Origin of the sequence: Microbacterium sp. 71-36, from assembly GCF_001898305.1 — a bacterium.
Taxonomy (GTDB): Bacteria; Actinomycetota; Actinomycetes; order Actinomycetales; family Microbacteriaceae; genus Microbacterium.
Genome location: NZ_MKTP01000003.1, coordinates 61141 through 79382, shown reverse-complemented (window position 1 = coordinate 79382; position 18242 = coordinate 61141). Strand labels below are relative to the sequence as shown.

Annotated in this window: 16 protein-coding genes; 15 read left to right on the top strand and 1 reads right to left on the bottom strand. The window is 69.8% G+C overall.

Going from position 1 to position 18242, the window contains the following annotated elements; genetic code table 11:
* Positions 1-27 precede the first annotated feature (27 nt).
* The 14 genes from murF (at position 28) to BGO45_RS10585 (ending at position 14105) form a co-directional block, all read left to right on the top strand.
* Positions 28-1440, top strand: a complete 1413-nt coding sequence (gene murF / locus BGO45_RS10650; protein WP_292693957.1) for a UDP-N-acetylmuramoyl-tripeptide--D-alanyl-D-alanine ligase — start codon at positions 28-30, stop codon at positions 1438-1440.
* Positions 1437-2543: a phospho-N-acetylmuramoyl-pentapeptide-transferase gene (mraY, locus tag BGO45_RS10645; RefSeq protein WP_292693955.1), complete on the top strand. Its 1107-nt coding sequence runs from the start codon at positions 1437-1439 to the stop codon at positions 2541-2543. Before murF ends, mraY begins: the two co-directional genes overlap by 4 nt.
* Positions 2540-4060 (top strand): UDP-N-acetylmuramoyl-L-alanine--D-glutamate ligase, encoded by a 1521-nt coding sequence (gene murD, locus BGO45_RS10640; protein WP_292693953.1) that lies wholly within the window; start codon positions 2540-2542, stop codon positions 4058-4060. Before mraY ends, murD begins: the two co-directional genes overlap by 4 nt.
* Positions 4061-4077: 17 nt before the next feature.
* On the top strand, positions 4078-5313 hold the full coding sequence (gene ftsW, locus BGO45_RS10635) for a putative lipid II flippase FtsW (RefSeq protein WP_292693951.1): 1236 nt from the start codon (positions 4078-4080) through the stop codon (positions 5311-5313).
* A gap of 36 nt (positions 5314-5349) precedes the next feature.
* Complete coding sequence (locus tag BGO45_RS10630) at positions 5350-6423, top strand: glycosyltransferase (protein ID WP_292693948.1); 1074 nt, start codon at positions 5350-5352, stop codon at positions 6421-6423.
* 193 nt (positions 6424-6616) lie between these two features.
* Entirely contained in the window at positions 6617-8023 is a 1407-nt protein-coding gene (murC, locus tag BGO45_RS10625; protein WP_292693946.1) for a UDP-N-acetylmuramate--L-alanine ligase, read from the top strand.
* A gap of 123 nt (positions 8024-8146) precedes the next feature.
* On the top strand, positions 8147-8956 hold the full coding sequence (locus tag BGO45_RS10620; RefSeq protein ID WP_292694326.1) for an FtsQ-type POTRA domain-containing protein: 810 nt from the start codon (positions 8147-8149) through the stop codon (positions 8954-8956).
* Positions 8957-9106: 150 nt separating this feature from the next.
* Complete coding sequence (ftsZ, locus tag BGO45_RS10615) at positions 9107-10285, top strand: cell division protein FtsZ (RefSeq protein ID WP_076490701.1); 1179 nt, start codon at positions 9107-9109, stop codon at positions 10283-10285.
* A gap of 65 nt (positions 10286-10350) precedes the next feature.
* Entirely contained in the window at positions 10351-11034 is a 684-nt protein-coding gene (locus BGO45_RS10610; RefSeq protein WP_292693943.1) for a YggS family pyridoxal phosphate-dependent enzyme, read from the top strand.
* A 31-nt stretch (positions 11035-11065) separates the two neighbouring features.
* Complete coding sequence (locus tag BGO45_RS10605; RefSeq protein ID WP_076490699.1) at positions 11066-11536, top strand: cell division protein SepF; 471 nt, start codon at positions 11066-11068, stop codon at positions 11534-11536.
* Positions 11537-11542: 6 nt separating this feature from the next.
* Complete coding sequence (locus BGO45_RS10600; protein ID WP_292693937.1) at positions 11543-11845, top strand: YggT family protein; 303 nt, start codon at positions 11543-11545, stop codon at positions 11843-11845.
* A gap of 123 nt (positions 11846-11968) precedes the next feature.
* Entirely contained in the window at positions 11969-12577 is a 609-nt protein-coding gene (locus BGO45_RS10595; RefSeq protein ID WP_292693934.1) for a DivIVA domain-containing protein, read from the top strand.
* Between the two features lie 9 nt (positions 12578-12586).
* A complete protein-coding gene (gene lspA / locus BGO45_RS10590; RefSeq protein ID WP_292693932.1) occupies positions 12587-13180 on the top strand; it encodes a signal peptidase II in 594 nt (197 codons plus the stop codon).
* Position 13181: 1 nt separating this feature from the next.
* Positions 13182-14105 (top strand): RluA family pseudouridine synthase, encoded by a 924-nt coding sequence (locus BGO45_RS10585; RefSeq protein WP_292693930.1) that lies wholly within the window; start codon positions 13182-13184, stop codon positions 14103-14105.
* Positions 14106-14112: 7 nt separating this feature from the next.
* Here the strand turns inward: BGO45_RS10585 and BGO45_RS10580 are convergent, their stop codons facing one another.
* On the bottom strand, positions 14113-14586 hold the full coding sequence (locus tag BGO45_RS10580; protein WP_292693928.1) for an NUDIX domain-containing protein: 474 nt from the start codon (positions 14584-14586) through the stop codon (positions 14113-14115).
* Between the two features lie 51 nt (positions 14587-14637).
* On the opposite strand from BGO45_RS10580, the gene dnaE reads away from it, so the two are divergent.
* Positions 14638-18150, top strand: coding sequence for a DNA polymerase III subunit alpha (gene dnaE, locus BGO45_RS10575; protein WP_292693926.1), 3513 nt, complete (start codon positions 14638-14640; stop codon positions 18148-18150).
* Positions 18151-18242: the final 92 nt, after the last annotated feature.

The following is an 18242-nucleotide window of genomic DNA, read 5'->3' as shown; positions in this document are numbered from 1 at the left end:
ACACGGAAAGGGCGTCCGTACACAGCAATGATCTCCACCAGCCTCTCCCACATCGCCTCCGTGCTCGACGGACGTCTCGTGCTCCGCGGCGACCACACCCCCGACACCCTCGTCAGCGGAACGGTCGACACCGATTCGCGGCTCATCGAACCCGGGGGGATCTTCGTCGCCAAGCCCGGAGAGATCACCGACGGTCACCTCTTCATCCCCGCGGCGATCGAGCGGGGGGCGGTCGTCGCCGTCGTCGAGCGCGAGGTCGACGACGCGATCACCCAGGTCGTCGTCGCCGACGTGGTCGATGCCCTCGCCGCCCTCGCGCGCGACGTCGTCGCGCGCGTGCGCGAGACCGGCGACCTCCGCATCGTCGGCATCACCGGCTCCAACGGCAAGACGACGACGAAGAACCTGCTCGCGCGCATCCTCGAGGACGAAGGTCCCACGATCGCTCCGCGCGCCTCGTTCAACAACGAGGTCGGTGCGCCGCTGACCATGCTGCGCGTGGCCGATGACACCCGGTTCCTCGTGAGCGAGTTCGGCGCCAGCGCACCGGGGGCCATCGCCCGCCTCGCCGGTCTTGTCACGCCCGACATCGGCGTGGTGCTCATGGTCGGCATGGCGCACGCCGGAGGCTTCGGCGGGATCGAGTCGACCTTCCACGCAAAGAGCGAGCTCGTGCGCGCGACCCGCGAGGGCGGCCTCGCCGTCCTCAACGTCGACGACCCCCGCGTCGCGGCGATGGAACCGATCGCCCGCGAACGCGGACAGGACGTGCGCTGGTTCGGCCGGGGCGAACGCGCCCACGTGCGTGCCGTCGACGTGGAGGTCTCGGCATCCGGGACCCGCGCCGATCTCGTCATCGACGGTGTGGAGCACACCCTGACGCTGCGCGTGCTCGGCGAGCACCACGTCATGAACGCCCTCGCGGCGATCGCCGCCGCCACGGCCCTGGGCGTGACCGCCGCCGACGCCATCTCGCGCCTGTCGACCGTCGAGATCGCGGAGCGCTGGCGCATGCAGCCGATGGGCTCCGACCGCGTGCGCATCATCAACGACGCCTACAACGCCAGCCCCGACTCGATGGCTGCGGCCCTGCGCACGCTCGCCCAGATCACCGGCCCCGAGGAGCGCACGGTCGCGGTGCTCGGCGCCATGAGCGAGCTCGGCGAGTACGCCGACGAGGAGCACGACCGCGTCGGCCTCCTCGCCGTGCGCCTGCGCATCCAGCGGATCGTCGTCATCGGACAGGACGCGCGCCGTATGTACCTCGAGGCCATCGCGCAGGGGTCGTGGGACGGCGAGGCCGTCTTCTTCCCGGATGCCGACTCCGCCTACGACTACCTGATGGGCGAGCTGCGGGACGGCGATCGCGTGCTGGTGAAGTCCTCCAACTCCGCCGGGCTGCGGTTCCTCGGCGACCGTCTGGGAGAATCGTTCGCGTGAGATCACTTCTGACATCGGCGGGGATCTCTCTGGCCTTCACGCTCTTCCTCACTCCGGTGTTCCTGCGGGGCTTCCGGAAGTGGGGCTGGGGACAGGTCATCCGCACGCCCGAGAACGTGCACAACCCCTCGCACGGCGCCAAACGCGGCACGCCCACGATGGGCGGGACGATCTTCATCCTCGGCACCATCGTCGGGTACTTCATCGGGGCGTATGCGGGCAACAACCCGCCGACGGTATCGGGCCTGCTGGTGCTGTGGCTCATGCTGGGCTTCGGCGTCGTCGGATTCATCGACGACTACATGAAGGTCCGTTTCCAGAACAGCCTGGGGCTCTCCGGATGGCGCAAGATCGCCGGGCAGGTCATCGTCACCGTGCCGTTCGCGATCGTGGCCCTCAACTTCCCGAACGCGTTCGGACAGACCCCCGCGTCGGAGTACGTCTCGATCTTCCGGGACATCCAGGTGCTGTCGCTCTTCGCCCTCGGACCGATCGTCGGATGGCTGCTGTACCTGGCGTGGATCTCGCTGATCGGCACAGCGGCATCCAATTCGGTCAACGTCGCCGACGGACTCGACGGTCTCGCGGCCGGCTCGGGCATCTTCGTCGTGGGCGCCTACAGCCTGATGGCGTTCTGGCAGAACAAGCAGATGTGCGCCGACGTGCTCGAGCCCGCGGTCCAGGCGGGATGCTATGCCGTCCGCGACCCGTTCGACCTCGCCATCGTGTCGGCGTCGTTCGTGGGCGCCCTCGTCGGGTTCCTCTGGTGGAACGCCCCCAAGGCGAAGGTCTTCATGGGCGACTGCGGCTCGATGGCGATCGGAGGTGTGATCGCCGCGATGGCGATCCTGACCCGCACCGAACTCCTCCTCATCCTCATCGCCGGTGTGTACGTGATCGCGTCCGGATCGGTGATCCTGCAGAGGATCTACTTCAAGGTCACGCGCGGCCGACGCCTCTTCCTCATGAGCCCGTTGCACCACCACCTCGAGATGCGCGGGTGGCCCGAAGTGACGATCGTCGTGCGCATGTGGATCATCGCGGGTCTGCTCGCGGTCTCGGGCGTCGGCTTCTTCTACGTCGAATGGCTGGCCCGGGTATGAGCGCGGAGCGGGTGGCATCCCTGCACAGCTGGTACGCCGAATGGCGCGGCCTGAAGGTCGCCGTCCTGGGGTTGTCGGTGACGGGCTTCTCCGCCGCCGACACGCTCGCGGAACTCGGCGCCGAAGTGCTCGTCGTCACCGAGAGAGCCGATCCCGAGTACGCACGCCTGCTGCCGGTCATCGGTGCGGAACTGCACGTGGGGCCGCTCGCCACCGTGCCCGACGCACTCGCGGGCTTCGGTCCCGACGTCGTGATCGCGTCGCCCGGCTTCCCGCCGTCGCACCCGATCATCGCCTGGGCGCAGGACAGCGGCATCCCCCTGTGGGGCGACGTCGAGCTGGCCTGGCGCGTGCGCGACAAGGTCGTGCGGCCCGACGGGCGTCCGGCGGACTGGATCCTCATCACGGGGACCAACGGCAAGACCACGACCACACGTCTGACCGCCGAGATGCTCGTCGCCGGTGGGCTGCGCGCCGTCCCGGTCGGCAACATCGGCACGCCGGTGCTCGACGCGATCCGCGATCCGAACGGCTTCGACGTGCTCGTCGTGGAGCTGTCGAGTCATCAGCTCTGGTACCTCAACCTCCAGACCGGTCCGGAAGCGCTCTCCCCGCACGCCGCGGTCTGCCTCAACCTCGCCGACGATCACCTCGAGTGGCACGGGAGCTTCGCGGCGTACCGCGACGCGAAGGCCGGTGTGTACGCCCGCACGCGGGTGGCCTGCGTGTACAACAAGGCCGACGTCGCCACACGCGAGATGGTGGAAGAGGCCGAGGTCGTGGACGGCGCACGGGCCATCGGCTTCGACCTCGGCGTCCCGGGTCCGAGCGATCTCGGCGTCGTGGACGGCATCCTGGTCGACCGCGCGTTCCTCGAGGAGCGCGCGACCTCGGCTCTGGAGCTGACGACGGTCGCCGACCTCGCCGCACAGGGGCTCTCCGCCCCGCACGTCGTGTCGAACATCCTCGCGGCGTCCGCCCTCGCCCGTTCCCTGGGCGTGGCCCCCGGCGACATCCACGACGCCCTCGATCGGTTCCGGCTGGATCCCCATCGCATCCAGGTCGTCGCGTCCCACCGCGGGGTCACCTGGGTCGACGACTCCAAGGCGACGAACCCGCACGCCGCCGGATCGTCGTTGGCGGCGTACCCCGGCGCGGTCTGGGTGGTCGGCGGGCTCCTGAAGGGCGTCGACGTCGCCGATCTCGTGCGGGCGCGAGGGGCGGCGACGCGAGCCGCGATCGTCATCGGCACCGAGCGCGCCGAGATCGTCGCCGCGTTCGAGCGACACGCCCCGACGGTTCCGCTGTTCGAGGTGGACCACACCGAGACTGAAGACGTCATGGCACGTGTCGTCGAACTGGCGGCCGGCCTCGCCCGGGACGGAGACACCGTGCTCCTGGCCCCCGCGGCGGCGTCGTTCGATCAGTTCGTCTCCTACTCCGATCGCGGCGAGCGTTTCGCCCACGCGGTGCGGGAGTGGATCGCGGGCCAGGACGCCGGATCGGACCGACCGTAGGACGAGGGGAACACCGCGTGACCACCACCGCACCCCCGCCCCGTCAGACGCCCGAGGACGAGCCCGCCCGGAAGGGTCTGGCCGCACGCGTCTCGCTGGGGCGCGCGTTCCAGCCGGTGCCCAGCGAATTCCTCCTCATCGCCTCCGCTGCGCTGCTGCTGACCGGGTTCGGTCTCGTGATGGTCCTCTCCGCGACCTCGGCCCTCGACGGAGGTCAGAACCCGTTCGACCACGTCCTCAAGCAGGGCATCTTCGCCGTCGTCGGCATCCCGCTCATGTTCGTCCTCAGCCGTGCGCCGATGCAGTTCTGGAAGCGCATCGCGTGGCCGGTCCTCATCTTCGCGACGATGTTCCAGCTGCTGGTGTACGTGCCGGGGCTCGGCATCGCCTCGTACGGCAACCGCAACTGGGTGCAGATCGCGGGCTTCCAGTTCCAGCCGGCCGAGTTCCTCAAGCTCGCCCTCGCCCTGTGGATGGGCGCGGTGCTGTACCGGAAGCGCCGTCTGCTGACCTCGTGGAAGCACGTGTTCATCCCCGTGGTCCCCGTCGCGGTGCTCGTCATCGGGACGGTGCTGGGCGGCAAGGACCTCGGCACCGTGATGATCCTGGTGCTCGTGGTGCTCGGGGCGCTGTTCTTCGCGGGGATCAAGCTGCGGATGTTCATCGTCCCCGCCGTGCTGTCGATCGTGGTCGTCCTCGCCTCGGCGTTCGGCAGTGAGAACCGCATGGCCCGCATCGCGAGCCTCTTCGACCCGGACGACGCGTCCTGCTACTACACGTCCTGCTACCAGTCGCTCCACGGGGTGTGGGGTCTGGCGAGCGGGGGAGTCCTGGGGCTCGGCCTCGGCAACTCGAAAGAGAAGTACGACTGGCTGCCGGCCGCCGCGAACGACTACATCTTCGCGATCATCGGCGAGGAGCTCGGGCTCATCGGATGCCTCGTGGTGCTGGTCCTGTTCGCGCTGTTCGCCGTGGGGGCTTTCCACATCATCCGGCGCACCGACGACTCGTTCGTCCGCATCGTCGCCGGCGCGATCACGCTGTGGATCGTGGGTCAGGCACTGGTGAACATCGGTGTGGTGCTGCGCATCTTCCCGGTGCTGGGTGTGCCGTTGCCGTTCATGTCGCAAGGCGGCACGTCGTTGCTGTCGGTGCTGATCGCCTGCGGCGTGCTGCTGTCGTGCGCTCGGACGCTGCCCGACCGTCGCGCGGTCGCCGCGACCCCTGCCCGGACGGCCCGCCGCCGCCGCTGAGTTCGTGGCGCGGCCGGCGCTGGTTAGGGTCGAGGGGTGACGACCACGCTTCTGGCCGGCGGCGGGACCGCCGGGCATGTGAACCCCCTGCTCGCCGTGGCCGACGGACTCCGCGCCCGCGACGCCCGCGACGAGGTGCTGGTCCTCGGCACCCGGGAGGGGCTCGAGGCGCGCCTGGTGCCCCTGCGCGGATACGAGCTCCTCTTCGTCGACAAGGTTCCGTTCCCCCGCCGTCCGGATCGCGCCGCGGCGATGTTCCCCTCCCGCTTCCGTCGGGCCATCGGGCAGGTGCGGCGGGTGATCCGCGAGCGCGGCGTCGACGCCGTCGTCGGGTTCGGCGGGTACGCCTCGGCGCCCGCGTACGTCGCGGCGCGGTGGGAGCGCATCCCCTTCGTCGTGCACGAGGCCAACGCGCGCCCCGGTCTCGCGAACGTCCTGGGCGCCCGGGCGGCGGCCGGGGTGGGCGTCGCGTTCGAGGGGACGCCGCTGCGCGGCGCGCGCGTCGTCGGCATGCCGCTGCGCCGCGAGATCGTCGACCTCGACCGCGCCGCCCGGCGCGCCGAGGCGGCCGCGCATTTCGGCCTGGATGCCAACACCCCCACGCTCCTCGTCTTCGGGGGCTCGCTCGGGGCGCAGCGCCTGAACGAGGCGTTCGGCGGGGCGTGGCGCGACGTGCTCGACTCCGGCTGGCAGCTCCTGCACGTCACGGGGGAGAAGTCCGAGCTCGCCGACCCCGGCGTGCCCGGATACGCGCTCGTACGGTACGTCGACCGCATGGACCTCGCCTTCGCGCTCGCGGATCTCATCGTGTCCCGCTCGGGCGCGGCGACGGTCAGCGAGATCAGCGCGCTCGGCATCCCCGCGGTGTACGTGCCCTACGCGGTCGGCAACGGCGAGCAGAGCCTGAACGCCGCGGCATCCGTCCGTGCGGGCGCCGCGCGCCTGATCCCGGACTCCGAGTTCACCGCCGACCGCGTGCGGGCCGAGATCGTCCCGCTGCTGCGCGACGACGAGGCTCGCGAGGCCATGCGCGCCGCGGCGGCGCGGACGGGGACGCGCGCCGGCACCGAGAACGTGATCGCCCTCCTCGACGCGGCACTCCCCCGCTGAGCCCGGTCGGAGTCCCCGCCCCTTCCGTGCCGCACCGTCCCGCGGACTTCGTCGGCGACACGCCGCTCGCGGGGGCCGTGGCCCGGCGTGTCGCGGCCGGAGTCCGCCGGACGGCATGCGGCGGGGGCGCCGCCCGACCACACGGGCGCGCCGGGGCCGGGCCGTCGCCCATGCGACGTAGGATCGCAAGGTCATGATCAGACCCGACCTGAGCCTCCCCATCCCCGAGTCCATCACCTCCGCGCACTTCATCGGGGTGGGCGGATCGGGCATGTCCGGACTCGCGCGCATGTTCCTCGACCGCGGCATCCGGGTCTCCGGCTCCGATCGTGCCGACAGCGCGGCGCTGCGCGATCTCGCCGCCCGCGGCGCGACGGTCCACGTCGGTCACGACGCGGCGCACCTCGGCGACGCCGACACCGTGATCCACACGGGCGCGATCTGGCCCGAGAACCCGGAGTTCGTCACCGCGAAGCAGCGTGGTCTGCACGTCATCCACCGCTCGCAGGCGCTGCACTGGCTGATCGGCGGTCGGCGCTTGGTCTCCGTCGCCGGCGCCCACGGCAAGACGACGTCGACCGGCATGATCGTCACCGCCCTCCGGGCGCTGGACGCCGACCCGACGTTCGTGAACGGCGGTGTCATCGCCGATCTGGGCGCGTCCAGCGGCACGGGCTCCGACGACCTTTTCGTGATCGAGGCGGACGAGTCCGACGGGACCTTCCTGCTGTACGACACGTCGGTGGCGCTGATCACCAACGTCGATCCCGACCATCTCGACCACTACGGCTCCCGTGAGGCCTTCGACGCGGCGTTCGCGCGGTTCGCCGACGCGGCTCGCGAGGCCGTCGTCATCTCCGCCGATGACGCCGGCGCTCGGGCGGTGCGCGAACGCATCACGCACCCGAACGTCGTCACGTTCGGTGAGGATGCCGCGGCCGATCTGCGGCTGACCGACATCCGCACCGACGGGCCGGTGTCGTTCACGCTCACCGCCGGCGACGAGAGCGTCGATGTGCGCCTGCGGGTCCCCGGAGCCCACAACGCGGTGAACGCGGCCGGGGCCGTCGCCGTGCTCATCGTGCTCGGCCACGGGCTCGCGGACGCGGCGCGGGCGGTGGAGGGGTTCGGCGGAACCGTCCGCCGCTTCGAGCTGCACGGGGTCGAGCGCGGCGTGAGCGTCTACGACGACTACGCGCACCATCCCACCGAGGTCGCGGCGGCGCTGTCGGCGGCGCGGACGGTCGTCGGCGACGGGCGCATCATCGCCATCCAGCAGCCGCACACGTACTCCCGCACGCAGGAGATGTACCGCGAGTTCGCGGAGGTGCTGGAGTCCCTCGCCGATCACACGGTCATGCTCGACGTGTACGGCGCGCGCGAGGATCCCGTGCCGGGTGTCACCGGCGAGCTCGTGAGCAACGCGTTCGCCGATCCGGCCCACGTGCACTACGTGCCCGATTGGCAGAGCGCCGCCGACTACACGGCGCGCATCGCCCGCCCCGGCGACTACGTCATCACGCTCGGCTGCGGAAACGTGTATCTGATCATCCCGCAGGTGCTCGAGGCGCTTTCGCGTACCGAGGCCGCGGCGGTCTGAGCCGTGCGCCGGCCCTCGCCCCTGCCCCCGACGCCGGGATCGTCCGCGGGCGCTCCGCGTGATCCGGAACCGCCGGTGTCGCCGGTCCGCGAGTCTCGCGATCCGGCCGCGGAGGTCGTCGCGCTGCCGCTGCCGTCGTCGGGCGACGACGTCGCGACGGATGCCGGGGAGATGGGGCTCCGCGACGTCTGGCGGGCCTCCCGCGCCCGCCGTCGCGCCCTGCGCGCCGAGGTCCGCCGCTTCACCGTGCGGCAGCGTCGTCGGCGCCGGGTGTGGATCGGTGTCGGCGTCGCGTTCGTCGTGATGGTGCTGGGGACCGCCGGTGCCGCGTACAGCCCGCTGTTCGCGGTGGAGCGCGTCGACGTCGTCGGCACGTCCCAGCTGGATGCCGCGACCGTCGCGGACGCTCTGAGCAGCCAGGTCGGCACGCCGCTGGCGATGGTGGACGACAGCGCCGTCAAGGCGGCGCTCGTGCGCTTCCCGCTGGTGGAGTCGTACACGCTCGAGGCGCGTCCGCCCCACGATCTCGTCGTGCGGATCGTCGAGCGCACCCCCGTCGGCGTCGTCCAGACGCCCGCGGGCTTCACCCTGGTGGATGCCGCCGGCGTCGTGCTCTCGACCACGCCCGCCGCCCCCGGCGGTCAGCCCGTCATCGACGCGGCGGGGGGCACGGAGGCCGAGCCCTTCCACGCGGTGGGGCGGGTCGTGCGCGCGCTGCCCGACGGCATCCGTTCGCAGGTGACGGCGGTGTCGGCGACGACGCCCGACGACGTGACGCTGACCCTGGGGGCGACCGGGACGAAGGTCGTGTGGGGCAGCGCGGATCGCTCGGTCGAGAAGGCGCGCGTCCTCGATCTGCTGATGCAGAAGAGCCCGCCGGACCGTACCAAGGAGTACGACGTCACGTCGCCCGAGGCCGGCGTCATCCGCTGATCCGAGTCGCGATAATCCGACACGCCGCGTGTCGAGCGGGTGGGGCCGGTGGGGCCGCTTACCTTCGAGCTAAGGAATTGCATACCGGGCAATTCTTTAACCCTCAACATGAGGTTTAGAGTTTCAGGTTCGGGGATAACGGAGGCCGGCATGAGCCAGAACCAGAACTACCTCGCCGTCATCAAGGTCGTCGGTGTGGGCGGAGGCGGCGTCAACGCCGTCAACCGCATGATCGAGCTGGGCCTGCGCGGCGTGGAGTTCATCGCGATCAACACCGATGCGCAGGCGCTGCTGATGAGCGACGCCGACGTCAAGCTCGACGTCGGCCGCGAGCTCACGCGGGGCCTCGGCGCCGGTGCGGATCCCGAGGTCGGCCGCCGGGCGGCCGAGGACCACGCCGAGGAGATCGAGGAGGCGCTGCGCGGCGCCGACATGGTCTTCGTGACCGCGGGCGAAGGCGGCGGCACCGGCACCGGCGGTGCGCCCGTCGTGGCCAAGATCGCCAAGTCGATCGGTGCCCTGACGATCGGCGTCGTCACCAAGCCGTTCTCCTTCGAGGGTCGTCGTCGTCAGAGCCAGGCCGAGGCCGGCGTCGGGCGCCTGAAGGAAGAGGTCGACACCCTCATCGTGGTGCCCAACGACCGCCTGCTCGAGATCAGCGACCGCGGCATCTCGATGATCGAGGCCTTCGCCACGGCCGATCAGGTGCTCCTGGCCGGTGTGCAGGGCATCACCGACCTCATCACGACCCCGGGTCTCATCAACCTCGACTTCGCCGACGTGAAGTCGGTCATGCAGGGCGCGGGTTCCGCGCTCATGGGCATCGGGTCGGCGCGGGGCGCCGACCGTGCGATCAAGGCGGCGGAGCTCGCCGTCGAGTCGCCCCTGCTCGAGGCGAGCATCGAGGGCGCGCACGGCGTTCTGCTGTCGATCCAGGGCGGATCGAACCTCGGGATCTTCGAGATCAACGACGCGGCTCAGCTGGTGAAGGAGGCCGCGCACCCCGAGGCCAACATCATCTTCGGAACGGTCATCGACGACACGCTCGGCGACGAGGTACGCGTCACCGTCATCGCGGCCGGATTCGACGGCGGCGAGCCGTCGCTGCGCATCGATCCCGTCGGCGCGCAGCGCCCCGCGGTCGCGCCGGCCCTTCCCGCAATCCCCGCGGACGACGTCGCGCGCGACCTCGACGCCGCAGAGGAGCAGAAGGCACAGGCCCCCGAGCGCAAGCCCGAGCCGACCCCTGTGGCTGCGCGCGTCCCGGACACGTCGTACGACTCCGGCTTCGCGGACGACGACCTGGACGTGCCCGACTTCCTCAAGTGAACACGAACGACTGACGCAGCGGGTCCGGTGTCCACCGGACCCGCTGCGTCGTCGAAGGAGGACCCATGGATGCCGCCCTCGCCGATCGTCTCGCCGAGGTGGACGCGCGGATCATCGACGCCGCCCGCGCGGCCGGGCGCGACCCCGCCGGGATCACCCGCATCGTGGTGACGAAGTTCCACCCGGTGTCGCTCATCACCGACCTCTACGCGCTCGGTGTCCGGGACGTGGGGGAGAACCGCCAGCAGGAGCTGACCGCCAAGCACCGCGAGGTGGGTGAACTCGACGGCCTGAGCTGGCACTTCATCGGGCAGGCCCAGACCAACAAGGCCCGCGCCGTCCGCGCCGCCTCCGACGTGGTCCACTCCGTCGACCGCACGCGCATCGCGGATGCCTTGGATGCCGCGGGCGACGGCGATGGTCTGGATGTGCTGCTGCAGGTCAATCTCACGGACGATCCCGGTCGCGGGGGCGTCGCTCCCGCCGAAGCGGAGGAGCTGGCATCCCATGTCCGTTCGCTCGAGACGCTTCGACTGCGGGGTGTCATGGCGGTCGCGCCGCTGGATGAGGAGCCGGCGCGGGCCTTCGAACGGCTCCGGGCGTGCGCGGACGACGTCCGTCGCGTCGTCCCCGACGCGACGTGGATCTCGGCCGGCATGACGGGCGACTTCCCCGAGGCGATCGCGATGGGCGCGACACACCTGCGGATCGGCTCCGCAATCACGGGTCCGCGACCCCCTCGCGACTAGCCTCGAAACAGACGAGCGAACGGAGGATGCGATGTCGAACCCGCTCAAGAAGACGATGGTGTACCTGGGCCTCGCCGACGAGGAGGAGACCTATGAGGAGACCGCTCCGCAGCAGGTCGCGCGCAAGCAGTCGGCGCAGCCCGCGGCCGTCGAGAAGGCTGCTCCGGTGACGCCGCTGCACCGTCCGGCCGTGGTGCGTCAGCCCGCCGCCGGCCCGGTGAGCGAGATCCTCACCGTGCACCCCAAGCAGTATCGCGACGCGCAGACGATCGCCGAGAACTTCCGCGAGGGAATCCCGGTCATCATCAACTTGTCGCAGATGAGCGACGCCGACGCGCGCCGCCTGATCGATTTCGCGAGCGGTCTGTCGCTCGGCCTCTACGGTCGCATCGAGCGGGTCACGAGCAAGGTGTTCCTGCTCTCGCCCGAGAACATCGCCGTCTCCGGCGACGGTGCGATCGCCCAGGCCGACCCCGAGGCCGCGCCCTTCGCGTCCCAGTAATCGATCGTGGCCGTCCTGAGCCTGGTCGGCTCCATCCTCAGCGCGCTCCTGTTCATCTACATCGTCCTGCTCCTGGCGCGTCTCGTGCTCGAGTACATCCCGATGTTCAACCGGGAATGGCGTCCTCGTGGCGCCACGCTGGTGCTGGCCGAGATCGTGTACACCGTGACCGACCCTCCCATCCGGCTTCTCCGGCGGGTGATCCCGCCGTTGCGGATCGGGGGCATCGCGATCGATTTCGCTTTCGCGATCACGATGTTCGCCTGCTTCCTGCTGCTCAGCGTCACGCGGTCGCTCGCCGCCCTCTGAGTCCCGCACAGCCGCCGCCCTTCGACACCGGAGAAGGGCGGCGGCTATGCTGTTCCGAAGCGGTGTGCCCCGGTGCGACACCCCCCCCAGTTCCGATTCAGAGCTCTCGAAAGAGGAAACACCATGGCACTGACCCCCGATGACGTCGTCACCAAGCAGTTCCAGCACGTGCGCTTCAAGGAGGGCTTCGACCCCGACGAGGTCGACGACTTCCTCGACGAGATCGTCGTCGAATGGCGCAAGACGATCGCCGAGAACGAGGAGCTGAAGGCCAAGCTCGCCGCGCTCGAGTCCGGCGAGGCCGCTCCGGCCGCCGAGGCCCCCGCGGCCGAGGAGCCCGTCGTCACCGAGGTGCCGGCTGCCGCTCCGGTCGCGGCGCCTGCCGCCGAGTCCGACGCCGCCCCCGCCGCCCAGAGCGCCGGCATCATCGAGCTGGCCCAGCGTCTGCACGACGAGCACGTCGCCGAGGGCAAGGCGCAGCGCGACCAGCTCATCTCCGAGGCGCAGGCCCAGGCCGCATCGATCGTCGCCGAGGCCGAGAAGCAGGGCCGCGAAGAGCGTGCCCGCCTCGAGAAGGAGCGCACCACGCTCGAGGGCCGGATCACCGAGCTCCGCAACTTCGAGCGCGACTACCGCTCGCAGCTGCGCTCGTACATCGAGGGCCAGCTCCGCGACCTCGACACCGCCGGTTCGTCGTCGGGCTCGACGCCCGTGTCGGCGATCGGTCTGTAGGCCGACTCTTTGCGCAGTCGATCTCCTCTGCGTTCGGCGGCGGCCGGCGCCCTCGTCGCGATCCTCGCGGCGATGGTGCTGGCCGCCGACCAGTTGGCGAAGACGATCGCCATCGACAATCTCCCCCCGGAGCGTGTCGTCCCGGTGATCGGCGAAGCCCTGCAGTTCTATCTGGTCAGGAATCCGGGCGCCGCGTTCTCGCTCGGCGAGGGCGTCACCTGGATCTTCACGATCGCGCTCGCGGTCGTGGCCGTGATCATCGTGTTCCTCGCGGTCACGCGGGTGCGTTCGCGCCTGTGGGCCGTCGTCCTCGGGCTGCTGCTCGGCGGCGTCCTGGGCAACCTCACCGATCGCCTGCTGCGGGCGCCCGGCTTCCCCGTCGGGCACGTGGTCGACTTCATCTCCACGCCGTGGATGATGCCCGCGATCTACAACGTCGCGGACGTGTTCATCGTGTCGATGATGATCTCGGTCGCCCTCCTCGTGCTCTTCGGTCTCCGGCTCGACGGCACCCGCGAGACGCGCGCGTCCCGCGTCGCCCCGGCGGCGTCCGACGACGCGGTCGACGCGTCGGACGCGTCTGACGAGTCCGGCGTCCGCTGACATGGATTCGCGGAGTCTTCCCGTCCCGGACGGGCTCGAAGGGACGCGCGTCGACCAGGCCCTGGCCAAGATGCTGGGGTTCTCGCGGACGTTCGCGGCCGAGGTCGCCGACGCGGGCGGGGTGAGTGTCGACGGGCGCACGGTCGGTCGATCCGATCGTCTGCGCGCCGGTACGTGGCTGAGCGTCGAGTGGGAGCCCAGGCGCGATCCGGAAGTCGTGCCCGTCGCCGTCCCCGACCTCGGCATCGTGTGGGACGACGACGACATCGTCGTCGTCGACAAGCCGTCCGGCGTCGCGGCGCACCCCTCCGTCGGCTGGGACGGCCCCACGGTTCTCGGCGCCCTCGCCGCCGCGGGATTCCGGATCGCCACCAGCGGTGCCGCGGAGCGTCGCGGCATCGTGCACCGTCTCGATGTGGGCACGAGCGGCCTCATGGTCGTCGCGAAGACCGAGCGCGCGTACACGGTGCTGAAGGCCGCGTTCAAGGACCGCACGGTCGACAAGATCTATCACGCCGTGGTCCAGGGGCATCCCGATCCGCTGGCCGGCACGATCGACGCGCCGATCGGTCGGCATCCCCACCACTCGTGGAAGTTCGCCGTCACGCCCGACGGCAAGGACTCCGTGACGCACTACGAGACGCTCGAGGCGTTCCCCCGGGCCTCTCTCCTCGAGATCCACCTCGAGACCGGCCGCACGCACCAGATCCGCGTCCACATGGCGGCCCACCGGCACCCGTGCGCGGGCGACCCGCTGTACGGCGCCGACCCCACGCTGTCAGCCCGGCTCGGCCTCACACGCCAGTGGCTGCACGCCCACCGGCTCGCCTTCACCCACCCGGCGACGGGGGAATGGGTGAGCTTCGAGTCGTCCTACCCGACCGATCTGCAGCACGCACTCGACGTGCTGCGCGACGGCGTCTGACGCGGGATCAGCGTCCGCCCTCGAACCTCGCGGGCCCGGGCGTGAGCGCAGCGGACACGCGCGCCGACATCTCGGCATCCAGGATCCGCTCGATCTCCGAGATCGGATGCCACCCGACCTCGGTCATCTCGCCGTCGACCGGCTCGGGTTCGCCGTCGACCCACGTGCACGCGAAAGTCAGGTCGAGATAGTCGCTCTGGTCGCCGTTGGCGTAGGTGACGCGGGGGATCTGGTGCACCCAGGCGAGACGGTCGACGCGGATCCGCACGCCCGCCTCCTCCTCGGCCTCGCGGGCGGCGGCATCGGCCGGTTCCTCGCCGGGATCGACGATGCCCGTGATCGGAGTGAGGCGCCCGGTGTCGCTGCGGCGCCCCAACAGCACCGCGTCGCCGCGCACGATCACCGCGGTGACGCCGACGAGGGGGAGCGGGCTCGTGCCGATGTGGCGGCGCAGTTCCAGGACGAAGTCGGGAGTGGGCACGCGCCCACGCTAACCCAGGCCGATGTCGGGGGAGGAACGTACACTCGACGGGTGGCAGCAGACTCCTTCGTTCACCTTCACGTGCACAGCGAGTACTCCATGCTCGACGGCGCGGCGCGCATCGGCCCCATGGTGCAGGAAGCCGTCAAACTCGGCATGCCGGCGATCGCCGTGACCGACCACGGCAACACGTTCGCCGCCTACGAGTTCTACAAGACGGCGAAGGATGCCGGCATCAAGCCGATCATCGGCATCGAGGCCTACGTCACCCCCGGAACGCACCGCTCCGACAAGACGCGCGTGCGGTGGGGCACTCCCGAACAGCAGAGCGACGACGTGTCCGGTTCGGGCGCGTACACGCACATGACCCTGCTGTCCGAGACCACGCAGGGCATGCACAACCTGTTCCGCCTGTCGTCCAAGGCGAGCATGGAGGGCTACTACTTCAAGCCCCGCATGGATCGCGATCTGCTGCAGACCTACAGCAAGGGCCTCATCGCCACGACCGGGTGTCCGTCCGGCGAGGTCCAGACGCGTCTGCGCCTCGGACAGTACGAGGCGGCCAAGGCCGCCGCGGCCGAGTTCCAGGACATCTTCGGCAAAGAGAACTACTTCGCCGAGATCATGGACCACGGCCTGTCGATCGAGCGGCGCATCATGGGCGATCTGCTGAAGATCGCCAAAGAGCTCGACATCCCCCTGGTCGGCACGAACGACCTGCACTACACGCACCAGCACGACGCGACGAGCCATGCGGCGCTGCTGTGCGTGCAGTCGGGCTCGACCCTCGACGATCCCAAGCGCTTCAAGTTCGACGGCGACGGGTACTACGTCAAGTCCGCCGCCGAGATGCGTCAGGTCTTCCGCGACAACCCCGAGGCCTGCGACAACACCCTCCTCATCGCCGAGCGGTGCGAGGTCGAGTTCGACACCTCCGCCAACTACATGCCGCGCTTCCCGGTGCCCGAGGGCGAGACCGAGGGCAGCTGGATGATCAAAGAGGTCGAGAAGGGCCTCCACGATCGCTATCCGGGCGGCATCCCCGACGATGTCCGCAAGCAGGCCGAGTACGAGACCGACGTCATCCTGCAGATGGGGTTCCCCGGCTACTTCCTCGTGGTCGCCGACTTCATCAACTGGGCCAAGAACAACGGCATCCGCGTCGGGCCGGGCCGCGGTTCCGGCGCCGGCTCGATGGTCGCGTACGCGATGAAGATCACCGATCTCGACCCGTTGCAGCACGGCCTCATCTTCGAGCGCTTCCTCAACCCCGACCGCGTCTCGATGCCCGACTTCGACGTCGACTTCGACGACCGTCGTCGCGGCGAGGTCATCCAGTACGTCACCGAGAAGTACGGCGACGAGCGCGTCGCGCAGATCGTGACCTACGGCACGATCAAGGCGAAGCAGGCGCTGAAGGACGCCGGTCGCGTGCTCGGTTTCCCGTTCAGCATGGGCGACAAGCTCACCAAGGCCATGCCGCCGGCCGTGATGGGCAAGGACATGCCGCTGGACGGCATGTTCAACCCCGAGCACCCCCGCTACAAAGAGGCGAGCGAGTTCCGCACGCTCATCGAGACCGATCCCGAGGCCAAGACGGTGTTCGACACCGCGCTCGGGCTCGAGAACCTCAAGCGCCAATGGGGCGTGCACGCGGCCGGTGTGATCATGTCGAGCGAGCCGCTCATCGACATCATCCCGATCATGCGTCGCGAGCAGGACGGCCAGATCGTCACGCAGTTCGACTACCCCGCGTGCGAATCCCTCGGGCTCATCAAGATGGACTTCCTGGGGTTGCGCAACCTCACGATCATCAACGACGCCCTCGACAACATCGAGGCCAACCGCGGGCATCCGCTCGTCCTCGAAGACCTCGACCTCGACGACGCGGCATCCTACGAACTCCTCGCTCGCGGTGACACCCTCGGCGTGTTCCAGCTCGACGGCGGCCCCATGCGGTCGCTGCTGCGCCTCATGCGGCCCGACAACTTCGAGGACATCTCGGCGGTCCTGGCGCTCTATCGTCCGGGTCCGATGGGCGTCAACTCGCACATCAACTACGCCCTGCGCAAGAACAAGCAGCAGGAGATCGAGCCGATCCACCCCGAGCTCGAAGAGCCGCTGGCCGACATCCTCGACACGACCTACGGCCTCATCGTCTATCAGGAGCAGGTCATGGCGGTGGCGCAGCGCGTCGCCGGCTACACGCTCGGTCAGGCCGACCTCCTGCGTCGTGCGATGGGCAAGAAGAAGAAGAGCGAGCTCGACAAGCAGAAGGAGATCTTCTTCGGCGGCATGACCGAGCGCGGCTACGGCGAGGTCGCGCAGCAGACCCTCTGGAAGGTGCTGGAGTCCTTCGCCGACTACGCCTTCAACAAGGCGCACACCGCCGCCTACGGTCTGGTGTCGTACTGGACGGCCTACCTCAAGGCCCACTATCCCGCCGAGTACATGGCCGCGCTGCTGACCAGCGTCGGCGACTCCAAGGACAAGATGGCGGTGTACCTCAACGAATGCCGCCGCATGGGCATCAAGGTGCTCCCGCCCGATGTGAACGAGTCCATCCGGTACTTCGCGGCCGTCGGCGAAGACATCCGCTTCGGTCTGGGCGCCGTCCGCAACGTCGGCACGAACGTCGTCGACGGCATCGTCGCGGCGCGACAGGATGCCAAGTACACCTCTTTCCACGACTTCCTGTCGAAGGTCCCGCTGCACGTGGCGAACAAGCGAACGGTGGAATCCCTCATCAAGGCGGGGGCGTTCGACTCGCTCGGGTCCATGCGCCGCGCGCTCGTCGAGATCCACGAGGACGCCTGCGAGGGGGCGGTGCTCGACAAGCGCCGCGAAGCGAACGGCGAGGTCGGCTTCGACTTCGACTCCCTGTGGGACGAACCGCAGCAGGTCGTGAAGGTGCCGGAGCGCCCGGAGTGGACGAAGAAGGACAAGCTGGCCTTCGAGCGGGAGATGCTCGGCCTCTACGTCTCCGACCATCCGCTGGCCGGGCTCGAGGTGCCTCTGGCCAAGCACGCGTCGACGTCGATCCACGATCTGCTCGCCTCCGATGACGTGCAGGACGGCGACCAGGTCACCGTGGCCGGGCTGCTCACCAGCGTCCAACACCGCGTCGCGAAGCAGAGCGGGAACCCGTACGGCATGGTCACGGTCGAGGACTTCAACGGCGAGGTCACCGTGATGTTCATGGGCAAGACGTACGCCGAGTTCGCCCCGGTCCTCCAGGCCGATTCGATCCTCGTCGTGCGCGGTCGGGTGTCCCGGCGCGACGACGGTCTGAACCTGCACGCGCAGTCCGCGTTCGCCCCCGACCTCGAGGGCCTGGACGCGCTCAGCGGGTTGACTCTCGTGGTGCCCGAGCAGCGGGCGAACGAAACCCTCGTGGGCGAGCTCGCGCAGATGCTGCGGCGGCACGCCGGTGACACGGAGGTGACTCTCAAGCTTCACAAAGGTGGCACCGCCAAGGTCTTCGAGGTGCCGATGCCGGTGCGGGTGACCGCCGATCTCTTCGGAGAGCTCAAGGGGCTGCTCGGCCCGAACTGCCTGGGCTGAGGCCCCGGTCGTGTTGTCAACCCGGGGTCTTCCCCCGCGCGGCGCGGCCAGTCTCACAGTGACGACGGGTGCCGAGGCACCCGAACGAAAGG